The 25,298-nt window shown below is 40.7% G+C and carries 24 protein-coding genes and 1 pseudogene; 18 read left to right on the top strand and 7 right to left on the bottom strand.

The features are described 5' to 3' along the window. Positions 1-236 precede the first annotated feature (236 nt). The 6 genes from ACI48K_RS14305 to ACI48K_RS14280 all read left to right on the top strand — a co-directional run bounded on the left by ACI48K_RS14305 (position 237) and on the right by ACI48K_RS14280 (position 3,795). Complete coding sequence (locus tag ACI48K_RS14305; RefSeq protein ID WP_475028355.1) at positions 237-1,223, top strand: aldo/keto reductase; 987 nt, start codon at positions 237-239, stop codon at positions 1,221-1,223. Positions 1,224-1,352: 129 nt separating this feature from the next. Further along, complete coding sequence (locus tag ACI48K_RS14300) at positions 1,353-1,616, top strand: S-layer homology domain-containing protein (RefSeq protein ID WP_475028354.1); 264 nt, start codon at positions 1,353-1,355, stop codon at positions 1,614-1,616. Beyond that, complete coding sequence (locus ACI48K_RS14295; RefSeq protein ID WP_475028353.1) at positions 1,613-1,714, top strand: S-layer homology domain-containing protein; 102 nt, start codon at positions 1,613-1,615, stop codon at positions 1,712-1,714. The genes ACI48K_RS14300 and ACI48K_RS14295 overlap by 4 nt, the downstream gene beginning before the upstream one ends. 19 nt (positions 1,715-1,733) lie before the next feature. Next, positions 1,734-2,972: a S8 family peptidase gene (locus tag ACI48K_RS14290; protein ID WP_475028270.1), complete on the top strand. Its 1,239-nt coding sequence runs from the start codon at positions 1,734-1,736 to the stop codon at positions 2,970-2,972. A 13-nt stretch (positions 2,973-2,985) separates the two neighbouring features. Next, complete coding sequence (locus ACI48K_RS14285; RefSeq protein ID WP_475028269.1) at positions 2,986-3,348, top strand: hypothetical protein; 363 nt, start codon at positions 2,986-2,988, stop codon at positions 3,346-3,348. 312 nt (positions 3,349-3,660) lie between these two features. Continuing rightward, on the top strand, positions 3,661-3,795 hold the full coding sequence (locus ACI48K_RS14280; protein ID WP_475028268.1) for a hypothetical protein: 135 nt from the start codon (positions 3,661-3,663) through the stop codon (positions 3,793-3,795). A 265-nt stretch (positions 3,796-4,060) separates the two neighbouring features. Here ACI48K_RS14280 and ACI48K_RS14275 read toward each other — a convergent pair whose 3' ends face one another. Both ACI48K_RS14275 and ACI48K_RS14270 read right to left on the bottom strand, forming a co-directional pair. Then, a complete protein-coding gene (locus ACI48K_RS14275; RefSeq protein ID WP_475028267.1) occupies positions 4,061-4,624 on the bottom strand; it encodes an SOS response-associated peptidase in 564 nt (187 codons plus the stop codon). A gap of 155 nt (positions 4,625-4,779) precedes the next feature. Beyond that, on the bottom strand, positions 4,780-5,202 hold the full coding sequence (locus ACI48K_RS14270) for a hypothetical protein (protein ID WP_475028266.1): 423 nt from the start codon (positions 5,200-5,202) through the stop codon (positions 4,780-4,782). Positions 5,203-5,549: 347 nt separating this feature from the next. On the opposite strand from ACI48K_RS14270, the gene ACI48K_RS14265 reads away from it, so the two are divergent. From ACI48K_RS14265 to ACI48K_RS14230, 8 genes are all read left to right on the top strand, one after another. Beyond that, positions 5,550-5,975 carry a DUF3888 domain-containing protein gene (locus ACI48K_RS14265; protein WP_475028265.1) on the top strand — a complete coding sequence of 142 codons (426 nt, stop codon included), beginning with the start codon at positions 5,550-5,552 and terminating at the stop codon, positions 5,973-5,975. A 1,062-nt stretch (positions 5,976-7,037) separates the two neighbouring features. Continuing rightward, positions 7,038-8,825 carry a sensor histidine kinase gene (locus ACI48K_RS14260; protein ID WP_475028264.1) on the top strand — a complete coding sequence of 596 codons (1,788 nt, stop codon included), beginning with the start codon at positions 7,038-7,040 and terminating at the stop codon, positions 8,823-8,825. A 15-nt stretch (positions 8,826-8,840) separates the two neighbouring features. Continuing rightward, positions 8,841-10,442 carry a response regulator gene (locus tag ACI48K_RS14255; RefSeq protein ID WP_475028263.1) on the top strand — a complete coding sequence of 534 codons (1,602 nt, stop codon included), beginning with the start codon at positions 8,841-8,843 and terminating at the stop codon, positions 10,440-10,442. 197 nt (positions 10,443-10,639) lie between these two features. Continuing rightward, a complete protein-coding gene (locus ACI48K_RS14250; RefSeq protein ID WP_475028262.1) occupies positions 10,640-12,001 on the top strand; it encodes an ABC transporter substrate-binding protein in 1,362 nt (453 codons plus the stop codon). Between the two features lie 107 nt (positions 12,002-12,108). Next, a complete protein-coding gene (locus ACI48K_RS14245) occupies positions 12,109-13,005 on the top strand; it encodes a carbohydrate ABC transporter permease (RefSeq protein WP_475028261.1) in 897 nt (298 codons plus the stop codon). Next, positions 13,005-13,841: a carbohydrate ABC transporter permease gene (locus ACI48K_RS14240; protein WP_475028260.1), complete on the top strand. Its 837-nt coding sequence runs from the start codon at positions 13,005-13,007 to the stop codon at positions 13,839-13,841. Before ACI48K_RS14245 ends, ACI48K_RS14240 begins: the two co-directional genes overlap by 1 nt. 101 nt (positions 13,842-13,942) lie before the next feature. Further along, the gene (locus ACI48K_RS14235; protein ID WP_475028352.1) at positions 13,943-16,381 is read left to right on the top strand and encodes a glycoside hydrolase family 2 protein; all 2,439 of its coding nucleotides are present in this window, start codon (positions 13,943-13,945) and stop codon (positions 16,379-16,381) included. A 348-nt stretch (positions 16,382-16,729) separates the two neighbouring features. Then, positions 16,730-17,023, top strand: coding sequence for a DUF3888 domain-containing protein (locus tag ACI48K_RS14230; RefSeq protein ID WP_475028351.1), 294 nt, complete (start codon positions 16,730-16,732; stop codon positions 17,021-17,023). A gap of 1,527 nt (positions 17,024-18,550) precedes the next feature. On the opposite strand, the gene ACI48K_RS14225 is transcribed toward ACI48K_RS14230, so the two are convergent. Next, entirely contained in the window at positions 18,551-18,640 is a 90-nt protein-coding gene (locus ACI48K_RS14225; RefSeq protein WP_222860704.1) for a putative holin-like toxin, read from the bottom strand. 121 nt (positions 18,641-18,761) lie between these two features. Here ACI48K_RS14225 and ACI48K_RS14220 point away from each other — a divergent pair, with 121 nt between their 5' ends. Beyond that, entirely contained in the window at positions 18,762-19,220 is a 459-nt protein-coding gene (locus tag ACI48K_RS14220) for a prepilin peptidase (protein ID WP_475028259.1), read from the top strand. 40 nt (positions 19,221-19,260) lie between these two features. Further along, a complete protein-coding gene (locus tag ACI48K_RS14215) occupies positions 19,261-20,004 on the top strand; it encodes a hypothetical protein (protein WP_475028258.1) in 744 nt (247 codons plus the stop codon). Between the two features lie 222 nt (positions 20,005-20,226). Here the strand turns inward: ACI48K_RS14215 and ACI48K_RS14210 are convergent. After that, positions 20,227-20,400 (bottom strand): annotated as a pseudogene (locus ACI48K_RS14210) (IS3 family transposase); the annotation flags it as partial. A gap of 329 nt (positions 20,401-20,729) precedes the next feature. Between ACI48K_RS14210 and ACI48K_RS14205 the strand changes: the two are divergent. Beyond that, positions 20,730-21,461, top strand: a complete 732-nt coding sequence (locus ACI48K_RS14205) for a restriction endonuclease (RefSeq protein ID WP_475028257.1) — start codon at positions 20,730-20,732, stop codon at positions 21,459-21,461. Positions 21,462-22,677: 1,216 nt separating this feature from the next. On the opposite strand, the gene ACI48K_RS14200 is transcribed toward ACI48K_RS14205, so the two are convergent. The 3 genes from ACI48K_RS14200 to ACI48K_RS14190 all read right to left on the bottom strand — a co-directional run bounded on the left by ACI48K_RS14200 (position 22,678) and on the right by ACI48K_RS14190 (position 24,873). Next, positions 22,678-23,826, bottom strand: a complete 1,149-nt coding sequence (locus ACI48K_RS14200) for a site-specific integrase (protein ID WP_475028256.1) — start codon at positions 23,824-23,826, stop codon at positions 22,678-22,680. Positions 23,827-23,859: 33 nt separating this feature from the next. After that, positions 23,860-24,339, bottom strand: coding sequence for an ImmA/IrrE family metallo-endopeptidase (locus ACI48K_RS14195; RefSeq protein WP_475028255.1), 480 nt, complete (start codon positions 24,337-24,339; stop codon positions 23,860-23,862). 99 nt (positions 24,340-24,438) lie between these two features. Beyond that, positions 24,439-24,873 (bottom strand): hypothetical protein, encoded by a 435-nt coding sequence (locus tag ACI48K_RS14190; protein ID WP_475028254.1) that lies wholly within the window; start codon positions 24,871-24,873, stop codon positions 24,439-24,441. A gap of 142 nt (positions 24,874-25,015) precedes the next feature. On the opposite strand from ACI48K_RS14190, the gene ACI48K_RS14185 reads away from it, so the two are divergent. Then, positions 25,016-25,225 (top strand): hypothetical protein, encoded by a 210-nt coding sequence (locus ACI48K_RS14185; protein WP_475028253.1) that lies wholly within the window; start codon positions 25,016-25,018, stop codon positions 25,223-25,225. The last annotated feature ends 73 nt before the right edge of the window (positions 25,226-25,298 follow it).

Genomic DNA, 25,298 nt, shown 5'->3' with positions numbered 1-25,298 from the left:
GTTCGGAATGGTTAGGAAAACTCTAAATGACGATGCGTTATCTTTGATCCTGTGTCAGATAAATTATACGTTTATCGCGGATGAACGCAATACGGAATGCAGTTTTAGGCAGTTTTTATGCAAGAATAGGCTCAACGATTTTCTCTATTTAGCTGATAATCGGTTTATGAACTTCTTCGTGAAGTCCTGCGCACACATTTTATCATCTATTCGATTGGAAGATATCGACAATGGCGATGCATAAACGCAAGCTAGGAAATCAAGGACTGGAGGTATCGTCGATTGGCCTCGGCTGCATGCCCATGAGCCAGTCTTATGGTCCCGCAGATGAGAGAGAGTCCATCGCCACACTCCATCGCGCCATAGAACTAGGGTGCAACTTCTTCGACACGGCCGAGAACTACGGGCCATTCACCAACGAAGAACTGCTCGGCCGGGCGTTCAGGGGTCGGCGCGACCAAGCGGTGATCGCAACGAAATTTGGTTCACGTATCGTGGATAACAAAATTGTAGGTTTCAGCAGCCAGCCCAAGCATATCCGAGAGGCGGTGGAAGGCTGCCTGCTCCGGCTTGGCACCGATTATATCGACTTGCTCTATCAGCACCGCGGCGATCCTACAGTGCCGATCGAGGAGGTGGCCGGTACGGTAGGGGATCTGGTCAAGGAGGGTAAAGTGCGATTTTTTGGCCTTTCCGAAGCCGGCCCCACCAACATCCGCCGCGCTCATGCCGTCCATCCGGTTTCCGCGCTGCAGAGCGAATACTCGCTATGGGAAAGGAATCTGGAACCGGACGTGATCCCGGTGCTGCGGGAGCTTGGCATCGGTCTCGTAGCCTTTTGTCCCCTTGGCCGCGGCTTTTTGACCGGTGCTGTCAAACGTGCGGAAGAGTATCCGGAGGATGATACGCGTCATAATGACCCGCGCTATCAGGGAGAGAATTACGACACGAATATAAAGGCGGCGCAAATCGTGCACGATATTGCCGTGGCCAAAAACGCGAAATCCGGGCAGATCGCGCTTGCTTGGCTGTTGCAGAAGGGTGACAGCATTGTACCGATACCTGGAACCAAGCGCTTGAAGCATCTAGAAGAAAACCTGGCAGCTGAAGCCGTAATGCTTGATCCGTCAGAAATGAAGGCCCTCGACAATGCTTTAGCGGCGGGAAAAGTATCCGGGAAGCGTTACCCCGATTGGGTTATGGCGACGATTGATCGGGGCTGAGCGACCAGGGATATCCCAGGAGTTAGTTATGGCATAGCAAAAGTTCAGGCGAAATTAACGGTTTAACATCAGACGGTATTTGCGGAAGGTGAAAACTGAAAAGAGGAAAGCCCAGGGACTACATCTGATATTCCACTTACCTTCGAGGACGTCCAACGTTCAGCTTGGTACGCTCCAGAGTTATCGACAGCCGTTCTTAACGGTGTGGCTAAAGGCATCAACGCGAAGGAGTTTCGGCCTTTCGGTCCGATCACAAGAGAGCAGGCTGCAAAAATGATTGCTAATGCCGCCTATAAAGATAGCATTCCTACTGCTCAAGCTAGTTTTAAGGACGCAAATTTGATCGCTGTTTGGGCCAAACCGGAAGTGGCAGCATTGTCGCTGAGCAAGTGATCACCGGTTACCCAGACTCAACATTTGAGCCGAAACGTGACTTGAGTCGTGCTGAATGCGCCGCGTTGATATTCCGAGCATTTGAACTGATGCATTAATTATCTGAATATCATTTCCATGAGTTTTGGCGGACAAGTGTACAGCCAAGCACTTGAGAAAGCTATAAAAGCTGCGGCTGACAAAGGTATTATTGTTATTGCAGCAGCTGGCAATAGAGGGCCAGGAGATGAGACTGAGCTTTATCCAGCTCTTTTTCTTGAAGTAATTTCTGTTGGCGCAGTTGATAAAAGTCATCATGTAAAAAGTTATTCTAGTACAGGTAGTCAGTTGGATTTAGTAGCTCCAGGCTCTGATATATTAGGTACTACTATTGATGGTAAATATGGTTATATGTCAGGAACATCTATGGCTACTCCACATGTCACGGCTGCAGCAGCAGCATTATGGTCATCTAAACCAACACTTTCAGCTTCTGAAGTCAAAGATACTTTGTATAATACAGCTACCCATTTTGGCAATGAACATGAGTATGGACATGGGTTGATCAACCTTGCTAAGGCTCTAGGCTTTACTGACGCCCCTATTGATCCTTTACAAAGTTCCGACAATCCGGAATGGACAGCCCCTTCAGAGGATAATGGTTCCAACAATGGGTTTGATATAAATATATTAGATAATAAGTTCATTGAATATCAGGCAGAATTACTATCACTGCAAAAATTATCTGAAGATAATAATTTTAATGAGTTATCAAAAGAAATTTCTAATGTTTATAATGAATATTTAATAAAGAATAATCAATTGCATCAACTTCCTAATTTTGTAAAAGAAGAACATGATAAAGATGCTCCCTCATTAAATTTCCAAAAAGAAAATGAGTATTATAGCTTGAACCAGGACGAATTTAATAAATTGGAGAATCTGTACAAATCAGCGATAAACAAATTTGGCGAAGACTTATCACAAATCAAGAAGTCAGATAATATTGGTATTTTAGCATATGATTTAGTAGGCAATGGACAACATGTTTCTCCTGGTGAAACAGCAGCAGTTTCTTTGAGATTGTCTGATCCAAAACCATCAGTAATAAGTGAACATTTTTCGAGTAAAAACAAATCACAATTTTTTATTTCTCAAGAGCAACTTCGATCCATACTGTCAAGTAAAGATATTATTAAATCTCCTATTATCGGGACTTTAGATAGCGCTGACGGAACTCGATATGTAAGAGTAATTAATTTAAATGCTCCAATTGGCTTAGACAAATTCAATAATTTTTCGCCTACTTTTACAATAACAATTCTAACAGATAAGTACGGAAACTTAATTACTGCCACACCAGGATTGATTAATTAGGAGAGTGGTGCAATTGAAACTCATAGGGAGCAAGACTGAACAAGATATTAGGCAAGAATTAACTTTATCAAAAAAGTCACTATTTGAGGAAAGTGGAAAGGAAAGGTTGTTAGCTCTTATTAGGAAATTCAAACCTAATTTAAAATCTGCCTATGTATTAAATTGGATACCTGAGCAAGGAGAAGAAATATATATAATACTTATTGACAATGAGGTAATCCTTAAAGTTGAACTGGATAGGACTAATATGCAAACAGAGTCTCTTATAAGTTCATTGTCAATTACAGAATACAAAGTAGGTCTAAGCAAATTAAATCAAATAAAGTTAGCAGTTGCCTTAGATTTAGTAAAGCACGATTTAGAGAAAGAAAATTAGTCTTATACAAGACCACATGCGAGTCCGACAACTCCATGTGGTTTCTCTATGCAGTCCGGTATTCAATAATCACAAATACATATAAATAATCATTCAACCTATAAATATGTGATTTGTGGATATTGTGGACAAATTTCAAAATATAGGCTAATCTATAAATGAATTTGGTAAAGGGTAAATTTTTATAAAACGGAAGCACCGTTTCAATGGGGGAATTGATTCCTTTATTTGAAACGGTGTTTTTTCATTTGGAAAGGAGCAAAGAACGACTGACTTAAGACCAAAGAGTTATAATTTAAAGGAGGAAGTAACATGAATCAGTTCAATGTCATTTTTCAAAGTAATTCTGAAACAGCAGAAGTAAAAAGCATGGAGTTAGGTATCGTTGAATATCCGCTCGAATTGTGGGCTGGGGATGTCGTTGTTCTGGATTTGGCTATTCATTAGACCAGTTCTCCTGAAGAGATATCTAATGAGAGATAATAACATTTTTGATAAGCCTATGCGTAGTATTTCCTTGAAGCAGAGAACACAACTAATCAATAAATTTACCTACAATTGTGTGATCCGGCAGTAGTGGTGAAAAAGCCCTCTAACCTTCATTGGTCAGCGGGCTTATTTTATTTCCATTAGAAGTTCAGGGGAGTCATTACGTACATTTCCTACAGCGGCAGAAACGGGATAAGCTCTCATCTTAATGGCATCGTAGGACTTAAGTAGTCTCAGAAGCGAGGGGAGCATCCGCATTTTCACGATCAAGCCACTCGGCCTCATCATCCTGCCGGAGTATGAGCGGCATACGGCTATGGATGTCTGCCATGAGGCTGTTTGGCTCCGTTGTGATGATGGTGCAAGTGGCTAGTTTGTTACCATCGGGATCCACCCAAATATCGTATAAACCGGCGAAGGAGAAAATACCTCCGTCCCTCATCAGGATCCGGTATGGCAGCTTCGAGCCAGCGCGCTGCTGCCATTCATAAAATCGGATGATACAGCGGCGCGTTGCCAAAAGGCGATTAAAAGCTGGCTTTTCCGTGAGTGTCTCGGCCCGCGCATTTATCATCTTGCTCCCGATTTTGTTATCTTTGGCCCATGCCGGGACTAACCCCCAGCACATCTGTCCTAAACGATTTCCACCCTTACTGCCGATTACAGCCGGGACCTGCTGCATAGGGGCAATATTATACTTTGGGGTAAAATCCGTGATTGTTGATTCGTATATGATGTATCGTAATAATAACTCATCTATAGGAAGTGTTAGTGAAAACGCCCGCACATAATGTTCCCTCCTTCATTGCTTGTTTTCATTTTAAACCTTTCCCAAAGAGAAGAAACCCGGCACCATAACGGCCCGGGTTTAGAGTTTAAACTCAACCAAAACAAGGCTTCGCAACAACCCAAATTTGGTCGACGAAGGTTTTTCAGCTTTACTTAGTATGCTCTAGCTGCAACACCATAATACCAGCCCCAACTACCATCATCAGTTACAACTTTTATTGTGTAAGTTCCTTCTGGTCCAGCAGCCCCATCTCTCAAAACTTTAAATCCATTACTAGATTGAGTATGACCGTTATAAAAAACTTTTCCATCTGGAGAATAAACTACTAATTTCATCCCTACATGTTCTTTATCATCAAGGTAAAATCTAAGATGAGCCCCATCTGATTTATCGTATGCAAACTCGAAAGCCTCAACAGAATCCATTATAACTCCATCATAACTGAAGGAACCATCCCCCATAATAGTTGTAGGGCTTTGTGTTATTGAAGGATTAGGCGATGCAGCAAACCCAGTTGCCGGTACTAAACCAACTAACGCGATTACCAGTAAACAAACTAACCATTTTCTTTTCATTTAAAAACCCTCCCATTTATTGGAATATAATTCCATATATAAATTACATGTTATTCCATTTTTGGCAATAAATTTAATTTAATTATTAAAAATATAAGCTAAGCACGCACCACAAAAAAATAACCACAATGGCATAGTTATTGGTGGTTATAATTTTTTTGCATAGGGAACACACTACTTGCATGCGAACGAGCATTCCTGTCCTGAAGGCGAATAGCATGCAGCCTAGAGATAGAAATCAGTATTACAACTAAACTATGTGTGCTTCGGGAATATTTATTGGCTCTTATGAGTTTTTTTGGCTTTAATGGGAAATATGTTTTAAAAACATTAGGAGCTGATTTCAAATGGCAAGAAAATTGGTCCCAATAATTCTGTGCACACTGTTCTTGGTTAATTTGGTTGGTTTAGGCGAAAAAGTATTTGCGACAGCGAATAATGAAAATGCTTTGTTAGAAGACACTATTATTGCTTTATTAATTCCTGAAATAACTAAGGCGGTTCATTCAAGTCTTGGTGATAATGTTTCATACGATTGTCAAAAAGTGAAAAAAGTACAAAAGATACAAAGCGGTTCATTTAATTTTAAGATAATTATTGAAGTGAGAACATTTGAGGGGCCGCATAATCCTCCAAATAAATTAATAACAATTACTTTTGAAAATCCTTCTGGAAATTGGGAAATGATAAAGTTCGAATCGGGCCCTATTCCTCAAAATTTCAAGTGTAGAGCGCCTGTTGAAGAGCCTTTAATATATGTGCCAACTGAGTAAAATCTCGGTTGGCTTATTTATGGTTGTTTTACGGTGAAAGTAGCCGGGAGCAAGTTGACGGTCTAGGGGACTAGCTCCCATAAAAAACTGCTCTCCTACTATCTCCAATGACCACGTTTGAGTTGATTGAGGCAATCGACATCGGATGATCACAAGCGAAGCTATGGGATGGGGACCATCGTGGACGTGCCGTCACAATTTTTTTCAGAGCGTTAATTATTTTGTTTCCGATTCTCTGATAGCCCAAGATGGGACTAAACCCAGCGCATCTATCCTAAATGATTCCCGCCGATTGCATGAGCTCCGATCCATGTTGAATTGCCAAGCTACTCCTAGGAAGACTTGGCTTCGTCACTCCTTATGGTGAATTTGCAGTTGCTCTACGCACGAATGTATCTCGAATCTTTAATCTAGGTAGCTTTTTAGGGCATATGTAAATAATGCACTTTTTTTAAAGTTAGTGAACTTTTCTTTCTGTTGTTCAAGCCCGGCTGTGGAGCTTCGATCAACATGGTGTATATCTCATAAGAAAGTGTAAAAATTCGATAGGAAGTGCATTAAAAGCATAAAAATAACTGTTCTATACTAAAAAAGTAACTAGAACTTATAAGGAAGGGGGTTCCGGCGGCTTTTATGAGTGCCTTCTCTTAGTAAGAAGTATGTCACCAACAAAGTGATTGGGAATATTCATTTCTGAAAGCGTTTGCTGATAACCTTTGCATAAGGATGAATGAGTTTTACTGTAAAGGAGACGAATATGTGTTAAGAACTGAGTTAACTAAGCGAAAGATAAAGAAGCCCGATGTGCTGTTCTTAGTTATTACCATAATCGAATCCTTCTTTCCCATAATCTCCGGCCTTCCGGCAGCAGCTTATGCGATGGAGCGACGGAGCAACCACTCAAGTATCGGCAATGGTAGAGATGGTAAGTGGTTTTGAAAGTAGCGTAGATTAATAAACAAGCCCAAAGAAGCCGATCCTTGGTAAAATGGAGTGAAGACGACCATCCGAGAGAAGGCTTCTTTGGTCCGATCATAAATGAATTCCAGGCAGGCGATTAGAATGAGAATACTGAACTTTCTCCGTGTAAATAAAAGCATTCACAGCAAAATTTTTCTTACCTTTATACTGGTGCTGCTTTTACCCGTCGTCATAGTGAGCGTAAGCTCTTATCACATCTCCGTACAGATTCTAAAAAACAAAGTGAGCACTTCTTATATTGAGACTGCGATGTATATTGGCAACGGGATTGAGCAGGATCTGTATAAATTGGAGCAGTTGAATGACTTTATTTATACAAATTCGCACAACTATTCATACTTGATGAATCAATATAAAAGTACGAATGAATCTTTTCTCGATTTCAAAACATTAAATAACAGTCTTGACAACTACTTTTCTTATGTCGGGCTCTCCCCGTACGTGTCCTTGATTGCCTTGCTTGGCAACAACAATTCCTTATTTCTTTATGGGAATGAGAGTATTCGCATTAATGCCAAAAGTATGCTGCAATCCGGTTGGTATAACGAAACGGTATCTCTGAACGGAAAGATAAATTGGATTGGACTGCAGGAGCTATATACGACAACTGGAGGAAAACGAACGGTTGTTTCATTTGCCCGTGTCATTAAAGACGCAAACTTTACCCGTCCTATCGGCGTATCCTTTATCGCTGTCACCAATCAATTCTTCTCCAATTCTCTTAAAAAAGTCAACACTGCATCCAGTAATGAAATTTTGCTTCTCGACAACAAAGGAAAGATCGTTTATCACGCTGGTTCCGACCAGGTGAATCAAACGTTTGAGGATATGGACCAACTCCAGAATAATACAAATGGGAGCTATCTCACCTCTGAGCAGGGGCAAAAATATTTAGTCGCATACCAATCCATAAGCCGATATGGTTGGTGGGTTGTGGAGAAGATTCCATACAGTGAACTGATTAAAGACAATAAGAAAATTTTTTATGCCACTTCATTAATATGCAGTATTTCATTTCTGATTTTTGTTGTTATCATGTACTTTATTTCATCGGCGATTGTGAAACCGATTAAAAGGCTTACCAAGACCATGAGAAATGTGAGAAACGGAAACCTGAGCATAAGATCCGGGCTTAGCGGAGAAGATGAGATGGGCATACTAGGACAAAGCTTCGATTATATGCTGGATAGGCTGAACGTTCTGATCGATACCATCGTAAGCGAGCAGAACCAGAAACGAGATGCAGAGTACAAAGCGCTTCAGGCGCAAATCAATCCGCATTTTTTGTACAACACGTTAAATACAATCCGGTGGATGGCCATTATTCAGAAGGAAGACAATATTAAAGCCGTTGTTGAAGCGTTAGGAAGACTCCTCCGGAATAGTACGAGCAAGATGGAGCCATACATTCAAGTTGAAGAGGAGCTAAGCAACCTGAAAGACTATGTGTTTATTCAAAAGCTTAGATATAAGGATAAATTTGAAATTGTATACGACGTTCAGCAAGAATGCCTGGATTGTCAATGCATTAAATTTATTTTGCAGCCGATTGTTGAAAATGCGATTTTCCATGGAATCGAACCGAAAGAGGGAAGAGGAACGATTTGGATTCACGCTGAGCTTAAAGACAACCTGCTGATTTTCATTGTTAAAGATGACGGTGTCGGAATGCCGGAGCAGAAGATTAATGATGTATTGAACGGAATGCCAGAGGAACGCAACCGTTTCAATGGAATCGGGGTCAAAAATATAGATGATCGCATCAAAATGGAATATGGGCCGTCATATGGCGTAAAAATCGAAAGCGGGGAAAATGAGTATACCACTTATACGCTGACACTGCCTGCCATAACTGCACAACAAGACTGACAAAGGGGGATCCAATTGTACAGGATACTTATTGCTGACGATGAGGTATTGGCTAGAGTAGGGATCAAATCATTTATTCAGTGGGAAGAAGCAGGATTTGAGATCATCGGAGAGGCGGAAAACGGAAAAAAGGCGCTTGCCATGATTAAGGAGTTGCAGCCTGATATTCTGATAACCGATATTCATATGCCTGTAATGAACGGAATTGAGTTGATCAAAGCGGTTAAGGCGGAAAAAATCCCTCTTAAGGTTCTTGTGTTAAGTGCCTATGATGACTTCGAATATGTGAAGGAGGCGCTAAAGCTCGGAGCCGATGATTACATATTGAAGCTTGAAGTGGAATCAGAGGCCTTGATTGAGCTCCTAAATAAGTTGAAAGAAAAGATTGACACGGAGAAAGCCAAAAAATCACAAGAGGAAAAATATGCTCTTCAGACCAAGGAGAATATATCGACCATTAAAGAGAAGCTTCTTAAAGACATGCTCTTCGGTAAGAAGTACCGGAATGATGAATTTAAAGAAAAGCTGAATTTAATCGGAATGGAACTTCCGTCTGAAAATCTGATGTGCATGGTTATTCGTCCCGATAGCCGAGGCCGTTTTGAAAACAGGGATGTGAAGGATTACTATTTGCTCGATTTTACAATCATTAATATCATCAATGAAATTCTATCAGATCACTCATTTGCATATGTCTTTTGTCCTGGTCCGGAGGAATATGTTGTCGTGTATTCTTTAGGTAAAGAAGGCAGTGAGGAACCTCTTCAGGTTAAGGTTTCAAGGCTGGAACGGTCGATTAAACGCTTTCTGAAGGAGTATTTGAATATAAGTGTATCCATCGGTCTAAGTGATTTTTTTCAGGAGTATATCAAGCTGCAGACTGCGTACCAGCAGGCTCTATACGCAGTGAATCAAAGTTTCAGCTTTCCGGTTGGCAGCACCATCAAATACAGCGATACACTCGTTAAAGAGGTTGTAGGGGAGATGTTCATCAAGCTCGACCTTAAGGAGTTTGAAGGATTTTTGGAAACGGCGGATTCCGCGGGGATTCGCGATTCCTTTGAATCTATCGAGCGTAATTTTGCTGAAGCAACTGGGAATATTACAAAGGAGAGCTTTAAAGCGTCCTGTGCTGCCATTGTCTTTATTATCAATTCTTTTCTGGATGATCAGGAGGTGGACAAGGGAGAGCTATGGAAAGCAGATCCGTATAAACAACTGGAGGAGATGAAGACGCAAAGCGATTTCATCTTATGGATGGATGATTTGAAGAATCGTATTTTGGACATGACAAGTCTGGTTGGGCCCAACAGGATGATTACAAGGGTAAAGCAATTCGTGAATAAATATTACATGGAAGACATCTCTCTAGAGTCGGTGGCAAATCACATCAATATTTCTCCCAACTACCTGAGCACCGTTTTTAAGAAGGAAACCGGAATTAACTTTATTGATTATATAACTAACATACGGATTGAAGCCGCCAAAAAATTAATCAAGGAGCAAAAGTATAAAATTTATGAAATTTCTCAGATGGTCGGGTATGAGAATGAGCATTATTTCAGTCGGGTGTTTAAGCGGAAAACAGGTAAATCCCCACTTCAGTTTAGGATTTGAGAAGTATTCTTTCATTAAAAAGTTCACTTTTTCAAAAAAAGTGAACTTTTTTTGTTAGGGCCAAAAGCCTTATTAAGAGAGTTCGGCCAAACTAGCGAATAAAGTGTAAGATGTCGAAAGGATATGCATTAAGGTCAATTCTACGCTGCCCTATAATTGGTTCGTAAGCAAAATTACAAACGAGGGGAAAACGAGAAATGAAAAAGCCATTGAGAACGTTATTATTAGTGCTGGCCGCTGCGATGCTTGTTAGTACGGTTACCGCATGTGGCGGAAATTCATCTTCCGGGTCTTCTGGAAATCAAAATCAATCCGCATCAAATGGCAATGATTCAAAGAAACCGGAAACGATTACTGTTTTTCTGGATTCGGCCAAATCGCAAAATAATGTATTTAAAGATTTGATTACAGAGTATAACGCACTTGGCGGAGATCAGGTTGAAATGAATGTACTGCCCGGAGATGGGACGGCGGCCATTCAGAAAATGGATATTCTCATGAGCTCCGGTGATGAAACAGATGTAGTCATGCTCGATAATCCCATCATCCAAAATAAATATGCGGCTGCCGGATATCTGGCTCCGTTAAACGAATTAGCCAAGACCGCCGGAGTGGACCTGGATAGCCTTTACGGGCAATATCTGGTGAAGAACGACGCGGGGGAAACTTATTACCTAAGATCAGATGTCGGCAAATGGTACATCTTTTACAACAAACAAATCTTTGACGATGCCAAAGTGCCGTACCCTTCAGGGAAATGGACCTGGAGCGATTATATCGAAACAGCTAAGAAGCTGACGAATCCTAAAAAAGAAATCTATGGCTCTCTGATGCTCGATTATGATAACTACCTCTATTTCACTGCAAGACAAAAAGACGTGCCGGCTTATAAGAAAGACGGCACCTCCAATTTCGATGATCCAGCCTATAAAGATGCACTGAAATTTTTCGGTGATCTGGGCAATGTGTACAAAGTACAGCCAAGCTGGAGCGAATTCAAGACGCAGAAGATTGCCTGGGATGCATTCATGACTGGCAACTATGGCATGCATTTGATCGGTGGATGGTATACAGGCGTTCTTACAGACAAAAAATCTTATCCAATAACATGGAAATGGGGAATGACGCAGGTGCCTGTTCCGGATTCCGGTGACGGCGATCGCACACTGGTTGCAGGGGGCGCATTCGGCGTAAATAGCAACTCTAAGCATAAAGAGGCGGCATTCAAATTCGTCAATTATCTGACTGAAAACATCTACAAGAAAAACAAATCTATTCCGCCACTGCAAAACGTGAGCGAAGCCGATAAAACGGCGCTGCTTCAGGATATTGCGGACTCTTCCAACGGAAGTGTGACGGTTGATGAACTTCGTAATGTTATCTTTGATAATACCTTAGGCGTAGCGGATGAGAAGATTTCCGGACCGGGTGCTACAATCATCAGTCAAACCGTGCTGCAAGAGGGCGAGCTGTACATGGTTGGACAGAAATCATTGGATGATGCGGTTGCGGCCATCAAGCAGAAGTCTGACCAGGCCATTAAAGCCGAAACCAATTAACCCGGATCAAGACCAAGAAGGAAGGTTTATGTAAGTGCAAAATGATGCCGGCAGGCCATGGCTTCGTGCAGATTAAAACCTGCCGGCAAAAATTGAGAGGTATGAACATGAAGATAAGATCAACATCTCTAAGAAAGACTGAAGAATTATCCGCATTTCTCTTTTTGGCACCGTTTATTATCGGTTTTATTCTGTTTAATTTAATCCCCATCCTTTTTTCTGTCGTTCTTAGTTTTGTAGATTATAACAAGCTCGGAGCTTTAAGATTGGACTTTGTGGGTTTTGACAATTTCGTTCGTATTTTCTCGGACGATGTCGCCATGAATGCCTATTGGAAAAGCTTTTGCTTTACCGTCGGGTATGTTCCTGCAACGATCATTTTGGCCCTTCTGATGGCGGTTCTCCTGAACAAGCGTTTTTATCTCAGGGCAACTACCCGGACCATGATTTTCGTTCCGTACGTATCGAATATTACAGCGGTCGCGTTAGTATGGTCCTTGCTGCTTGACCCATATAAAGGGCCTGTTAACCAGTTTTTAAAGCTTATAGGAGTAACGAACCCTCCGCTTTGGTTAGGAGGCGTTAATTCTTCCCTTATTTCAATTATCATTGTGAATGTTTGGATTAACCTGGCCTTTCAGACAATTGTCTTTCTGGCAGCTCTGCAAGGGGTATCCAAGGAGCTTTTTGAAGCGGCTGATATCGATGGTGCCGGCTACTGGAGAAAATTCTTCAACATTACATTGCCGTTTATTTCCCCAGTAACCTTCTTTCTAATTATTACAACTACCATAGGGTCATTCCAGAATTATTCTATCGTCAAGCTTCTTACTAACGGCGGTCCCGGCACGTCTTCACGGGTTATCTCTCTTAATATCTATGAAGAAGCTTTTAACTTCAACCGCTATAGCTATGCTTCGGCGCAAGCCATGGTCTTGTTTGTCATCATTCTAATTATTACGATTATCCAATGGAAGTCACAGAAAAAGTGGGTGCAAGATTAATGTCTAAATATAATCCGAAGAAAATTCGGAAAGCCTTATTTTCCGTTCTGATGTTAATCGTCGGAATACTGATGATTATCCCCTTGATCATCATGATCTCTGCCTCATTCAAACCAACAGCCATGGTGTTTGTCAATCCGCTCGGAACTATTATTCCGGATAAAATTATACTGGACAACTATTCACATATTTTTAAGGATCAGTACTATTTTCGGTGGTATTTCAACAGCTTCCGGGTCGTAGCATTGACTATTATTCTCCGAGGAATATTAGTAACGATGGCCGCCTATGCTTTTGCTAAAATTGAATTTAGGTTAAAGAACCTATTATTTCTGGTGCTTCTGTCGACGATGATGATCACTCCAGACACTACGATTGTGTCGCGATTCTTACTCTACAAAAGCATTCATTTGACAGATACGTTCTGGGCACTCGTATTGCCCGCTGCTTTTGATGTTTATTTTATTTTCATGCTGCGGCAATTTTTAATGGGGATTCCCAAAGAATTGTCCGAAGCGGCAATTGTAGACGGATGCGGCCATTTCAGAATCTATTCCAGAATTATGCTGCCACTGATCCAACCACCTTTGGTGACGATGGTTTTATTCACGTTCATTTGGCTGTGGAATGATTATGCCAGCCCGTATGTATTTATCAGCAGTATCAAGAACCAGACCCTAACTGTCGGGCTATCTACATTCCAGGGAATGGGGGGAACGAATTATGCCCTGCAGATGGCGGGTGCGACTCTGGCCGTTATTCCTACCGTAATCATCTTTAGTGTCTTTCAACGTTTCTTTATTGAAGGGATAGCTTCAACAGGTATTAAGGGCTGATTCGGACGCTTGAATTCGGCTCCAAAGTAAGATAGGGCTGTTTACGATCAACCTCCCTGTCTTTTTTAAGTGAGCGCCATATATGAAGGAGTGGAAAAAAGCTGAAAGTATTTACTAAACGCATCAAGAAGCTAATAAATGATAGCTGGAAATTCTCGTATGGGGATTTCATTTCCGGCAAGGAGAAGGAGTTCGACGATTCGGCTTGGTATGACGTTGGGATTCCGCATTCGTTTGGGACTCCTTATTTTATGGAGAATGAATTTTATGTTGGCTATGGTTGTTATCGAAAAGTGCTGCTGATCCAGCCCGAATGGATCGGAAATGAAATTCTGCTTGAATTTCAAGCTGCCTTCCAGGATGCCGAAGTCTATGTGAACGGCCGATTGGCTGGCCGGCACAAAGGTGGTTATACGGCATTCGCCGTCAACATATCATCTCTGGTTCAAGAGGGAGAGAATATGCTTTTTGTAAGACTGAACAACCAGTGGAATCCACGGTTGGCCCCCCGGGCGGGCGAGCATGTGTTCAATGGCGGGATCTACCGGGATGTCCATCTGATAGTTACCAATCCTTTGCACGTTGAGTGGTACGGGACATATGTAGCGACATCCGAAGTATCAACTGAACAGGCAGTCTTAAATATGGAGACAGAGGTCATTAACGCAAATACACACCCCTTGGAGTGCAAGCTGGTTTCACGAGTTGATTATGCTGGAGTTCCCATACTTGAGCTAATCCATTCAGAGTATCTGCAATCTGGTGAGCATTATATTTTCAAGCAACATGGAGTTGTGAATCAACCGCAATTATGGCATCCGGACACTCCGCATTTATATACGCTAACCAGTCAAGTTTACGAAAACGGTACGTTGAGGGACCAGTATGTGACCACTTTCGGCATACGTTGGTTCCATTTCGATGCACAGAAAGGTTTCTTTCTTAATGGAAGCCATTATGATATTCACGGCGCGAATGTCCATCAGGACCATGCAGGATGGGGCGATGCAGTAACACGTGCAGGAATCCGCCGTGACGTGAAGCTGATCAAGGACTGCGGCATGAACTTTATTCGAGGGTCTCATTATCCCCACCATCCTTATTTTGCAGCCGAATGTGACATACAGGGTATTCTGTTTTGGTCTGAGCTTTGCTTTTGGGGAGTCGGCGGGGCAAACATAGAAGGATACTGGACGGCCAGCGCCTATCCGATTCACGAAGAAGATGAAGCTGAATTTGAAGAAAGCTGCCTGCAAACGCTGCGTGAAATGATCCGGACCAACAGGAATCATCCCAGCATTATTGTTTGGAGCATGTGCAATGAGCCTTTCTTTAGTGAAGAAGAGGTAATGGACAAGGCAAGAGCGCTGATTGTTCGTCTAGTTGAAGAGAGCCATCTGCTTGATCCTGCCCGGCCAGCGGCAGTGGGCGGTGCCCAACGTCAGGGTTTTGACACACTGGGAGATTTAGCCGGTTATAACGGTGATGGGGCATCACTTTATATCAATCCCGGATTCCCTAGCTTAGTATCCGAATACGGAAGTACCATCGGTCAGCGGCCCGGAGAATTTTCATCAAGTTATACAGACGGTGTTGAGCAAAATCCCGAATGGCGCTCCGGAAAGGCTCTATGGTGTGGCTTTCATCATGGAAGCTTTGTATTTGATATGGGTTCAATGGGGATGATCGATTATCACCGGCTTCCTCTCCGTTCCTGGTATTGGTATCGTAACGAATTACTTGGCATTACCCCTCCTCCGGAACTCCTAGAAGGGACGCCATATGCACTCAGACTAACTACGGACAAACAAATAATTGGAACGGACGGTTCGGATGATGCATACGTTATGGTCGAACTGCTGGATCAGAAGGGTAAACGGATCAGCAACACCATTAACGTTACGCTGGAGATTGTGCAAGGAGGCGCTGTTTTCCCTACAGGAAGAATAATGGAGCTCACAGGAGAGAATGGAAGCTTCCTAGATGGGGCCGGAGCTATTGAGGTTCGTTCCTATTATGCAGGAAGAATCCAGATTTCAGCCAGGGCCAAGGGGGTTCAGGCGGCCCTAATTGAGTTGAGGGCTGAGGGTGAGCGGGAATGGAAGGGACAGAAACTCCATATTCAGACTGGACCTCCTGATGTGCGGCGAATACCAAGTAGCAGTGGAAATACCAATATTGCCAAAAGCCGCCCTGTGTTTTGCAGTAGTTACGCACCAGAGCATCCGGCCATGAACGCGGTCGATGGAAGCGTGGACACATTCTGGAAAGCAAATGTCCAAGGATCCGGCCAATGGATCATGGTAGATCTTGAGGGCAGAAAGAATGTGAATAAGGCAGTCGTTGTTTTTAAGGAAACCTTTTCAGATAAGGTAGAGATCTCTTACTCTTATGATGGCAAGCTGTTTAGAAACTTACGCACCGGCCATTTCGTGAATCAGTTGGCTGTCGAGTTGGAGTTGCAGGGAGGTTTACGGTATCTCAGAGTTTTCTTTCCGCAATTTCCGGTAGCAGTTTCTAGAATTGAGATATATGATTGATTATGTTTTAATACCAACTGCTGTAAATGAAGGTAATGGGTCGTGAATGTATTACGGTGGAATGCATTTAATAAAAAAATTCTTGAGGAACTGCTAATGTAAATCGCGCGCACATGCTCTTCCCTCTTCTGTCAAGGATTTTACTACAACTTAATATTGAGGCAAAAAGCCCGTTTTACCTAAATTGGTCGACGGGCTTATTTTTCTTTTTTTGGTACGAAATCTTTACCAGCATCTTTTGCATCATACCAGTTAAGAAAATCGCTGACTTCACTCAGCTTGGAAAGGCGGACAGATGCCTGCCACATTGGCTAAAAGAGCTAGTCCAGAGTACGATTTGCTTTATTAATTCCTGAAATAACTAAGGAGGTTCATTCTAGTCTTGGAGATAATGTTTCATACGATTGTCAAGAAGTGAAAAAAATACAAAAGATACAAAGCGGTTCATTTAATTTCAAGATAATTATTGAAGTGAGAACATTTGAGGGTCCGCATAATCCTCTAAATAAATTAGCAACAATTACTTTTGAAAATCCTTCTGGAAATTGGGAAATGACAAAGTTCGAAACAGGCCGGATTCCTCAAAATTTCAAGTGTAGAGCGCCTGTTGAAGAGCCTTTAAAATACGTGCCAGCTGAGTGAAATCTCGGTTGGCGAAATTGATGTTGTACGCATGATAAGGGTAATTGAACGGTTAGATCAGGAGACCGGACAGTTTATGGTGAATGGTTTATTGCCATGGATATTAAATAAATAGGGTTAAAGGAAGAACACCTATTGAAACCTGCAACAGGTTGATTTTGTCCTGCGCGAATAAACAGATGGCAAGTTTTTTTAGAAGATCGATTATTATAGGACACGTTTCTATGTTGGTTAATATCTCTATGTGTAGAGAATTTGGAGTATGGAGTATATTTTAAATAATCAAATAATCTAAAGACGGAAGCACCGTTTTCCCTTTACGGGGGGATGGTGCTTTTTTTCGTCTAGAAAGGAGCTTAAATCTAAAGACAGGATTTAACTTCAAAATTTATTAAGGAGGAAATAGCAAGAATCAGTACAATGTCATTTTTCAAAGCAAGATAGGAACAGCAGATGAAAGAGCATGAAGTTAGGTATTGTTGAATACCCGCTCGCATTGCGGGCTGGGGATGACGTTGTCCTTAATGAAGTGATTTGGGAGCGGAATTTCCTGAAGCAGTATCACCACAAATGTGGGTGGGGCAAGTGATTCACTTTTTGCCAGGACCAGCAGCCCCGGATCTTTTTTAGTAGTACAAAGGCCCTTAGGAAAAGAATAAATTCTAAGAAAAATCACCTCAAAGGCAAAAAATATGTATTGTTGTAAAAGAAAGGACCAGTCAGAAACAATGACTGGTCCTTTCTTGATACTCAATAATGCACGTTATAGTCAACAATTACGACTAATACAATTTCGTTATCCAATATTTTACATTAATTTATTTAAAAATACTGAGAATGATAATTAACAGGCAGAATAGAGTTACACTAAATATTAAAAAGTATCCGATATAACGTACTGGCTTCGGGAGACTATGCAAATCAACTCGTTTCGGAGGTCCACCGCCTTTAACTTGTTGGATAAGCCTTATCTGTTCATCTTCAAAGGTAGAACGTTCCTCGATAATAACATTTTTACTCGATTGAGTTTCGTGGATTTTATTGTCTATTTTATTCACACCCCTATTATCAAGATAATTTTTAAACAGGTAAGAGTATTAAGAATAGTTTTTTATGGTGCGGGTTCTAATTACAATCTTACATCTTTTGCGAAAAAAATCACTTTACTCATTGTAATTCCATAATATGAATAATGGTATACATTTAACTGTAATAAAAATAATTATATTACATTACTTGATTTTTGTGGAAAAAAACTGCAGCTGCAATACTGACTTTAGAGGTGTGGTAAAATGGTAAAAGTTAAACTACTATCTTTGTCACTGATGTTATTCTTGCCATTATTATTTATTAGCGGCTTTTAAAACAGGGCGTTGCAACTATGTAATATTACACTATATAATGTATAATAAGAATAAGAAAGGGACGGCGGTAACCGTCCCCTGCAACAGCCGCTTTTAAGGGCGGTCAGGCTTTAACAAATGGATGATGGACAAAAAGTAGGCCATTTACCTTGTCAGGGGCGGTCTACTTTTTGTTGTGGAAAGAAAGTATAAGTACAACGAGTGTCGCAAATGAAATCATTAGCGTCAACGATTGATATACTTCCACAGGCATCACCTCCCTTCCGGGAGACTAGCCGACCGCCCTTTAAGCCTTTCTGTTGCAAGTCATATTATACCATGATTTGCTAAAAGCAGTTTCTTTGGAGGCTGTTTTTTTATACATAGAGTAACACTTGATTTTTACTTCGGTAGGGAGAAAGAAGTGGAGTTATGGTGGGTTGATTTTCCCGTGCTGCTCATATTGGGGGGGCGCTACTTATACTGATTTAAAGAAGCACATAATACCTGATTGGTTGGTGATAATTGGGCTAGACTACATGCTTTTGATCAGACTTTTCATTGCGGATCAGGGTTATGGACAATATCTGCTAGGCTTTATTACAGCTTCGGAAGTATTGCATCTGGCAGCCCTATTGATTTCTGGTTCTGTCGGCGGTGGAGATTTTAAGTTAATGGCAGTAGTTGGAGTGGCTATAGGATGGCTAGCTTCTTTTGTCTTTTTATGGAAAATGCTTCTATTGGCGGGATTATATGCAATAACAATTAGTATTCTAGAGAAGAATATGTCTAATTCAATTCCACTTGCTTTCTATTATCTTATGGCTACAGTTTTAGTCATGATAGTATTATAATATTTGAAATTACGAAAGATATTAAGGAGCGAACACCAACATGAAGGATTTGATTGATAAAGGTATCCCAGGCATATTAGCTATAATTCCGGCACTAACACTAATATACGTTTTTATAAAGCTTTTTATAAGAACATCCAATAAGACTATTGTTAATATGATTTTAGAGCCAAGAGTCAACTATTTGTTAGATAATTTTGCAGAAGGATTTATGATATCTACTATAATTGCTGTATCACTCTTAACCCCACTTTTAGCATTTCAAATAAGTAAATCATTTTTAGATAAATTAATTACGTTGTGGTCGATTCTTTGGGTAATAGGAGTATTATCGATTTTTGTTTTTTGGATATATACATGGTTTAAACAAATCAAAAGTAAAATATTAAGTCAAATTATCATGATAAATTGCCTCATTTGGTCCACTACTCCATTTTTCCTTTTAATGATACTGGAACCAGAACAAGGGTTTTTGAGTACTATTAAAGGAAACTATGTATTGGGTTTACTAATATTTTTGACGGGAGTTATATTTATAGACTTAGTATTCCAGATTCATGCATCTTTACTGAGACATTTTTACAAATTCGAGATAAACAAGTATCGAATTGAACGAATTACAAATCCTAATGACAAATTAAATGAGTTGAATTTACTTTACATGTTTGACAATGAGCGTCATGTACTTAGTGAATTAGTGGATATAAAAAAACTCGATGATTCATTTTATATCTATTACCCCAAAGAGAATGCAATGTTGAGATATTATAAAGTTATTGATTAGTAAGGTAATTTGGATGTAGAAATAGAAAATCATATAATTAAGTTGCCCTAAACTACCAATATCTCAGGAGATAAGGGCTTGCCGTAATTGAATTTTGGTTTTCAGTAAGCTTAAAAATAATTTTGGAGTAATACAGACGTTTAGGTCTGTAAAGCAAAATGAGCCTCTGCCGGGACTGCCCCCCCCCCCCCGTTTTGTAAGACAGGGATCAAAACACCTTATTTAACTAGCAGCCAGTTGCCGATATTCAATCGGTGACTGGTTGTTTAGTTTCGCTTGAATCCGAATTGAGCTATAGTAATAGATTTACTGAAGTACCGTTTGCACGACGTTTGCAGTCGTCGTACAAGTGAGATTTTCAAGGTAGAACGTTTCAGACTTATGTGATTTACGGTACCCATAGCGGAAGCGATGCTTCTGATACAGCTCATGAACGCGTACAACAAGCTCATCTGTTTTATTCTGTTCTCGGACATTGCGTGAAGATATATAAGTTTGATGAATAAACAAAATTTGAATGGATTTTGATCCTAATTTGAACACCATATGGTGGATTCTCGTGACTGTATGGGAGTATGGAAAAAGGTGAGAATGACACGTTCGCCCGCATGAATGCGGGGCTGAAACCGGGGCTTAACTCTTCTCGCCTTTTCCCATTTCAGGCAGGAGAAAAGTCCCTATTGTCGAATAATTTGGAAATATACCAATTCGACGGAGGTCTTTTTATGGCAAGGAAAAAGAGCAAGGCAAAGCAACAAGAGGAGTTTATCCAGGGGCTTTTAGGATTGGTGTTATTTGTTTCTATATTCGGGACGTTCGGGCTGACGAAGTCATTCCAAGCGACCCTTATTGTTACTGTGCTGGCCGTGGCCGTATTTATCGTGGTACTTATTATGATTGGTATCAAAAGAACTGAGCGCCTGAAACAATCCGGTATCGCTGACATAGACAAAATGGAAGGCGTTCAGTTCGAACGCTATCTTGGCCATTTATTCTATGCTCAAGGTTATAAGACGCAAGTGACCAAGGCCACAGGCGACTACGGTGCTGATTTACTCCTTCAAAAGGATGGAATGAAGATCGTCGTCCAAGCGAAACGATACAGTAAAAATGTTGGAATCAAAGCTGTACAAGAAGCTAAGGCTGCTATTGCTCATTACGGGGCTTCGGAAGCCTGGGTTGTCACAAATAACGATTTCACCGCAGCAGCATATGAGTTGGCCAAGTCAAACCGTGTCCGTCTGGTTAATCGTGAAGCGTTGGTCGAAATGATATTAGCAATGAACCCGGGAAACGCCCCAACGCCAAAGGCTGTTATAGCAGAAACCCCTGTGGACGAAATGATATGTCCGAGATGCGGGAGCAAATTAGTTCTTCGGAACAGTGTAAAAGGGCAGTTTTATGGATGTAGTAGTTTTCCGAAATGCCGGTACATAATGAAAAGCCAGGTTGGATAGATACGAAATAGTTAGATGTTTAATGATATCAGTTGGCTACAACTCATGTCTTTCGGTAAAATCTAGCAATTCAATTTTTGACCCGGTTTTCTTCGGCTTAATAAAATGATTTTGTCATTCCGCACTAGTTATAAAGTACGTATTCTTATAAGCAAAGATATCAGCGTTTTTGCGGCGGCCGGCACGGTCGCCATCCTCTTGCTGGGATTTTAACCCCTTTGTCGAAAAAAGAGACAGGGGGGTGTTATATGGATATTATTGGGAATTCCTTCGAAAACTCAATGAAAGTAATGGCCATGTCAATAATTGAAACACTGGGCTTGTATGTTGCGGTGCCAATTATAGCCGCTTTGCTTCTAAGATACGTATTCAGATTGAAGGGACAAGGGTTTAGGGTCACTTTTGGGATGTAGCAACAGCTTATGCTTACTTTTTCATTTATCATGGCATTCCGTATCTTCAAGCAGTTTATGAGGCTAGACTTGCGAAATAAACTCAGTACATAATTCAAAAAGTCGTTCCTTAATCGGAGCGGCTTTTTTATTTTGAATGAAGCGTGGTGGATCGTGAAGATCATCAAATGGCTGATCAGGGTTACCTATGGCAGGGCTAATTCGCCAAGAAACCGGGATGAGCGGAGACATGGCCGGGAAACGGATTAAGCTCCAGCGGTTACGATCCGAATCAAAGCAGCCGGAACGGTGCAAGGGATGTATATGGGCCGATGTGAAGGGACAAAGCAGGCAAGATCAAGCATATTCATTGGTAAAGTCAGGGCAGTTCCATGTGGTAAGGTCGGGGAGACTGTTTCTCATTGATAAAGAAGTGTTCAAACGGTGGTTAAAGGGGGCATGAGACACTTTAGTGAGATAAAGGGCACCAATTCGGCACCACATTAGGTAAATATCAAATCAGCTTGGAATTCCTCTAAAAAAGATAAAAGAAAAAACCCTTATGTATCAAGGGTTTTCGGCATTTTGAGATATCGAGACGACAGGATTTGAACCTGCGACCTCTTGCTCCCGAATTAAGAGACGCTTTCCGTATTAACCCGGGATAGTCCGAAAAAGCCTTTAGTAATACGGATTATACTTTTTTTAATTACTCGGTGAGAATCCCTAATTCGGGTTAATTTTTTCTATTCAGACACCAAATCGGACACCAAACGACATTTATATTTATGCACTTTTCTGTATAAAGGCGAATATTCGGTTAATCATTCAGAAAATAAAAAGGAACCAAAGTCATCAGCCAACTCTTTCTGCATGTTTGGCAATAGGTGGCTGTACGTGTTTAGAGTCATGGTTACATCGGTATGGCCAAGCCTTTCTGCCACCTTCTTAGGGTGGGCACCTTGCATAAGAAGAAGGGTAGCATGAGTATGCCTTAAATCATGGATCGAAATTTTGGGAAGTTCGGCTTTTTTAATTAGTCCATTAAATGCTCGAAGCTGGTTCCTTGGATTTATTGGTGTTCCGATCGCAGTACAGCAAAGTAGTCCGTAATCTTGGTATATGTTCTTGCCAGCTCTGTTTTTATCTGCCTCAACGATCTTAATTCGTTGTTCAATTTCGTTCATTGTCTTCTTGTCGAACGAGACGTTACGAACACTCCCATCATTTTTAGCACCTGGTTCAAGTCTCTTTCCATCGTGCGATAGCGTTTGGACAATTGAAATGGTTCTTGAATCAGTGTATACGTCGACGATATTCACTCCAAGTGCTTCCCCTTGTCTAAAGCCACCAGCATATGCTAAAAGGAATGAAACATAGTATGGATGATTCTTTGATATCTCATCAAATTTTCGTAGTTGCTCTAAATTCCATACTCTTATTTCCTTCTTACCTATTCGTGGTAAAGTAACCATTGCCGCTACATTTTTTTTAAGGCGTCCTCTTTCAACAGCTTGTTCAAGAGCAGTTTTTAAAACCTTGAAGATGCCTTTTATTGAACGTGGTTTCAATTTTTTCTCATTAATTAAATATAACAAGAACTCGTCACAATCATCAGCAGTTAATGCGGACACATCTTTTTCCCCAAAGAAAGGAATAATGTGATTATTTATATGGGACAGATAGATATCATAAGTGCTTTGTTTTACTGAGTATTTTTTTGTTCTGATCCACAAATCAATATGTTGAGCTAAGGTTAGCTTTTCTTCTTCCTTCTTTTTCTGTTCCTCGGCTTGCTTCTTTTCTTTAGCTATATTTTTTAGATCCTCTATAAATTGATCCATTGCCTCCTTAGCATCCTGTTTGCCCTTAAAGCCTCGACGTTTAAATCTAACACGCTCACCATCAATAGTTTCATCAATGATAAAGTACCAAGGGTTAACTTTAATATTCTTGTCTTTAAGAACAGCCATATAACCATATCACCTCATTCTAAAGTTGCGTATTTACTTTGAAATAACAGCCGTTTTCTCATTCCACTGAATCCATCTTCTTTTTGCCAAATCAACTGGAACTTTGAATTGATTTTCGATCCATTCCACCCCTTGTTCAAAATAATTGATGTGGGTTAAATCAGATGGATGGATCATGAAGAATGGAACAAGTAAATAATCAGCGAAGTGCTTTGCCTCAGTCTCGTGCCGCTGAATATGTAATTTTGAAATTTCGAGATGCGATGCTACATGTAGGACGTGATGGCATAATTCATGAGCCACAAGCTGCCGCCATTCGGGTAGGGATAAATCATCCTGAATATATAAAGCGCTCCAGCCTATTTTTGTAGGATGGGGAACGCAGTGGCTGCGAAGTGGGGTTGGAAAAATTTCAGCGTTGCATGCATAAGCGATAGCCTCGACATCAATTTGATGAGGATAATGAATATTTAGAAAATTAAGCAAATCGTAGACGTGTTGTTCCAAATTCATGGAAGTCCTCCTTTAAATGCGCGTTTAAAGCGAATGTATGTTCTGTTTTTTGGTGAAAAGAAAAGCCCCAGAGGGACTTTGCCTAAATTATACCAACATTCATTTATCTTTTAAATCCCAAGCTGATGAAGTATTCGTGTCTTCCGTAGGTGGGGATTTTTTCTTTTGCATAATTTCCTCGTGCCAATATCTAATGAGTTCTTCTTTCTCTTCTTTCGATGCTTCTAAAAAACCATCAAAGAAAATTCGTTCGAGCAAAGGAAGCTTTGTAGTATCAACTTTTGTCAAAGTGTTATTTTTACCATCGTCTAAATAACCAGAGGAAGTCATTAAATCTTCATAAGTGACTTCGTTGTGGCTTTTTTCTGCAAGCTTCTTTATTACGGTTGGGCTTGGAGGAGAATTTACTAATTCACGCATAAGCCTTGAAATATAGCCGGGATCAACTCCGGTTTCGTTTCCATACTTATTAATTGAGCGATTCCCTTTAGCCTTTGTAAGGAGCTGAGCAAATTTTTCTTTTTCAAACGACATTTTAAACACCTCAGATTTATTTTACATAAGAAATTGTCTGTAGGCAATGAAACCAGTTAAAAAAGATAAAATAATTGCTTGATTATTGTCTGTGGACATGATATATTTTCATTGTTAGAAAACAATAATCGAGGTGATTTACTTGGAGATAAATGTAGATAAGTTGCTTGCCTTTTCAGAGGAAAAGGGTATTAGCATCCCCGGGTTAGCAGATGCTTTAGGGGTTGATTATTCCTATCTTACAAGAGTCTTGAAGAAGGAAAAGACCGGTGGCATAAAATTGTTCGGTGGGATTTATAAACTTTGTAAAGAACAGAAGTTGAACATTGAAGAGTTCGTTTTTTTTGCCTAATCCATTGTCTATAAACAATATTTGTGTAATTTATCTACTTTTTCGTAGCATTATTTTTTGAATATTCATTGCT

This window comes from Paenibacillus terrisolis (genome assembly GCF_056171975.1).
The sequence above is the reverse complement of the archived record's forward strand: the minus strand, read 5'-3'. Positions and strand labels throughout refer to the sequence as shown.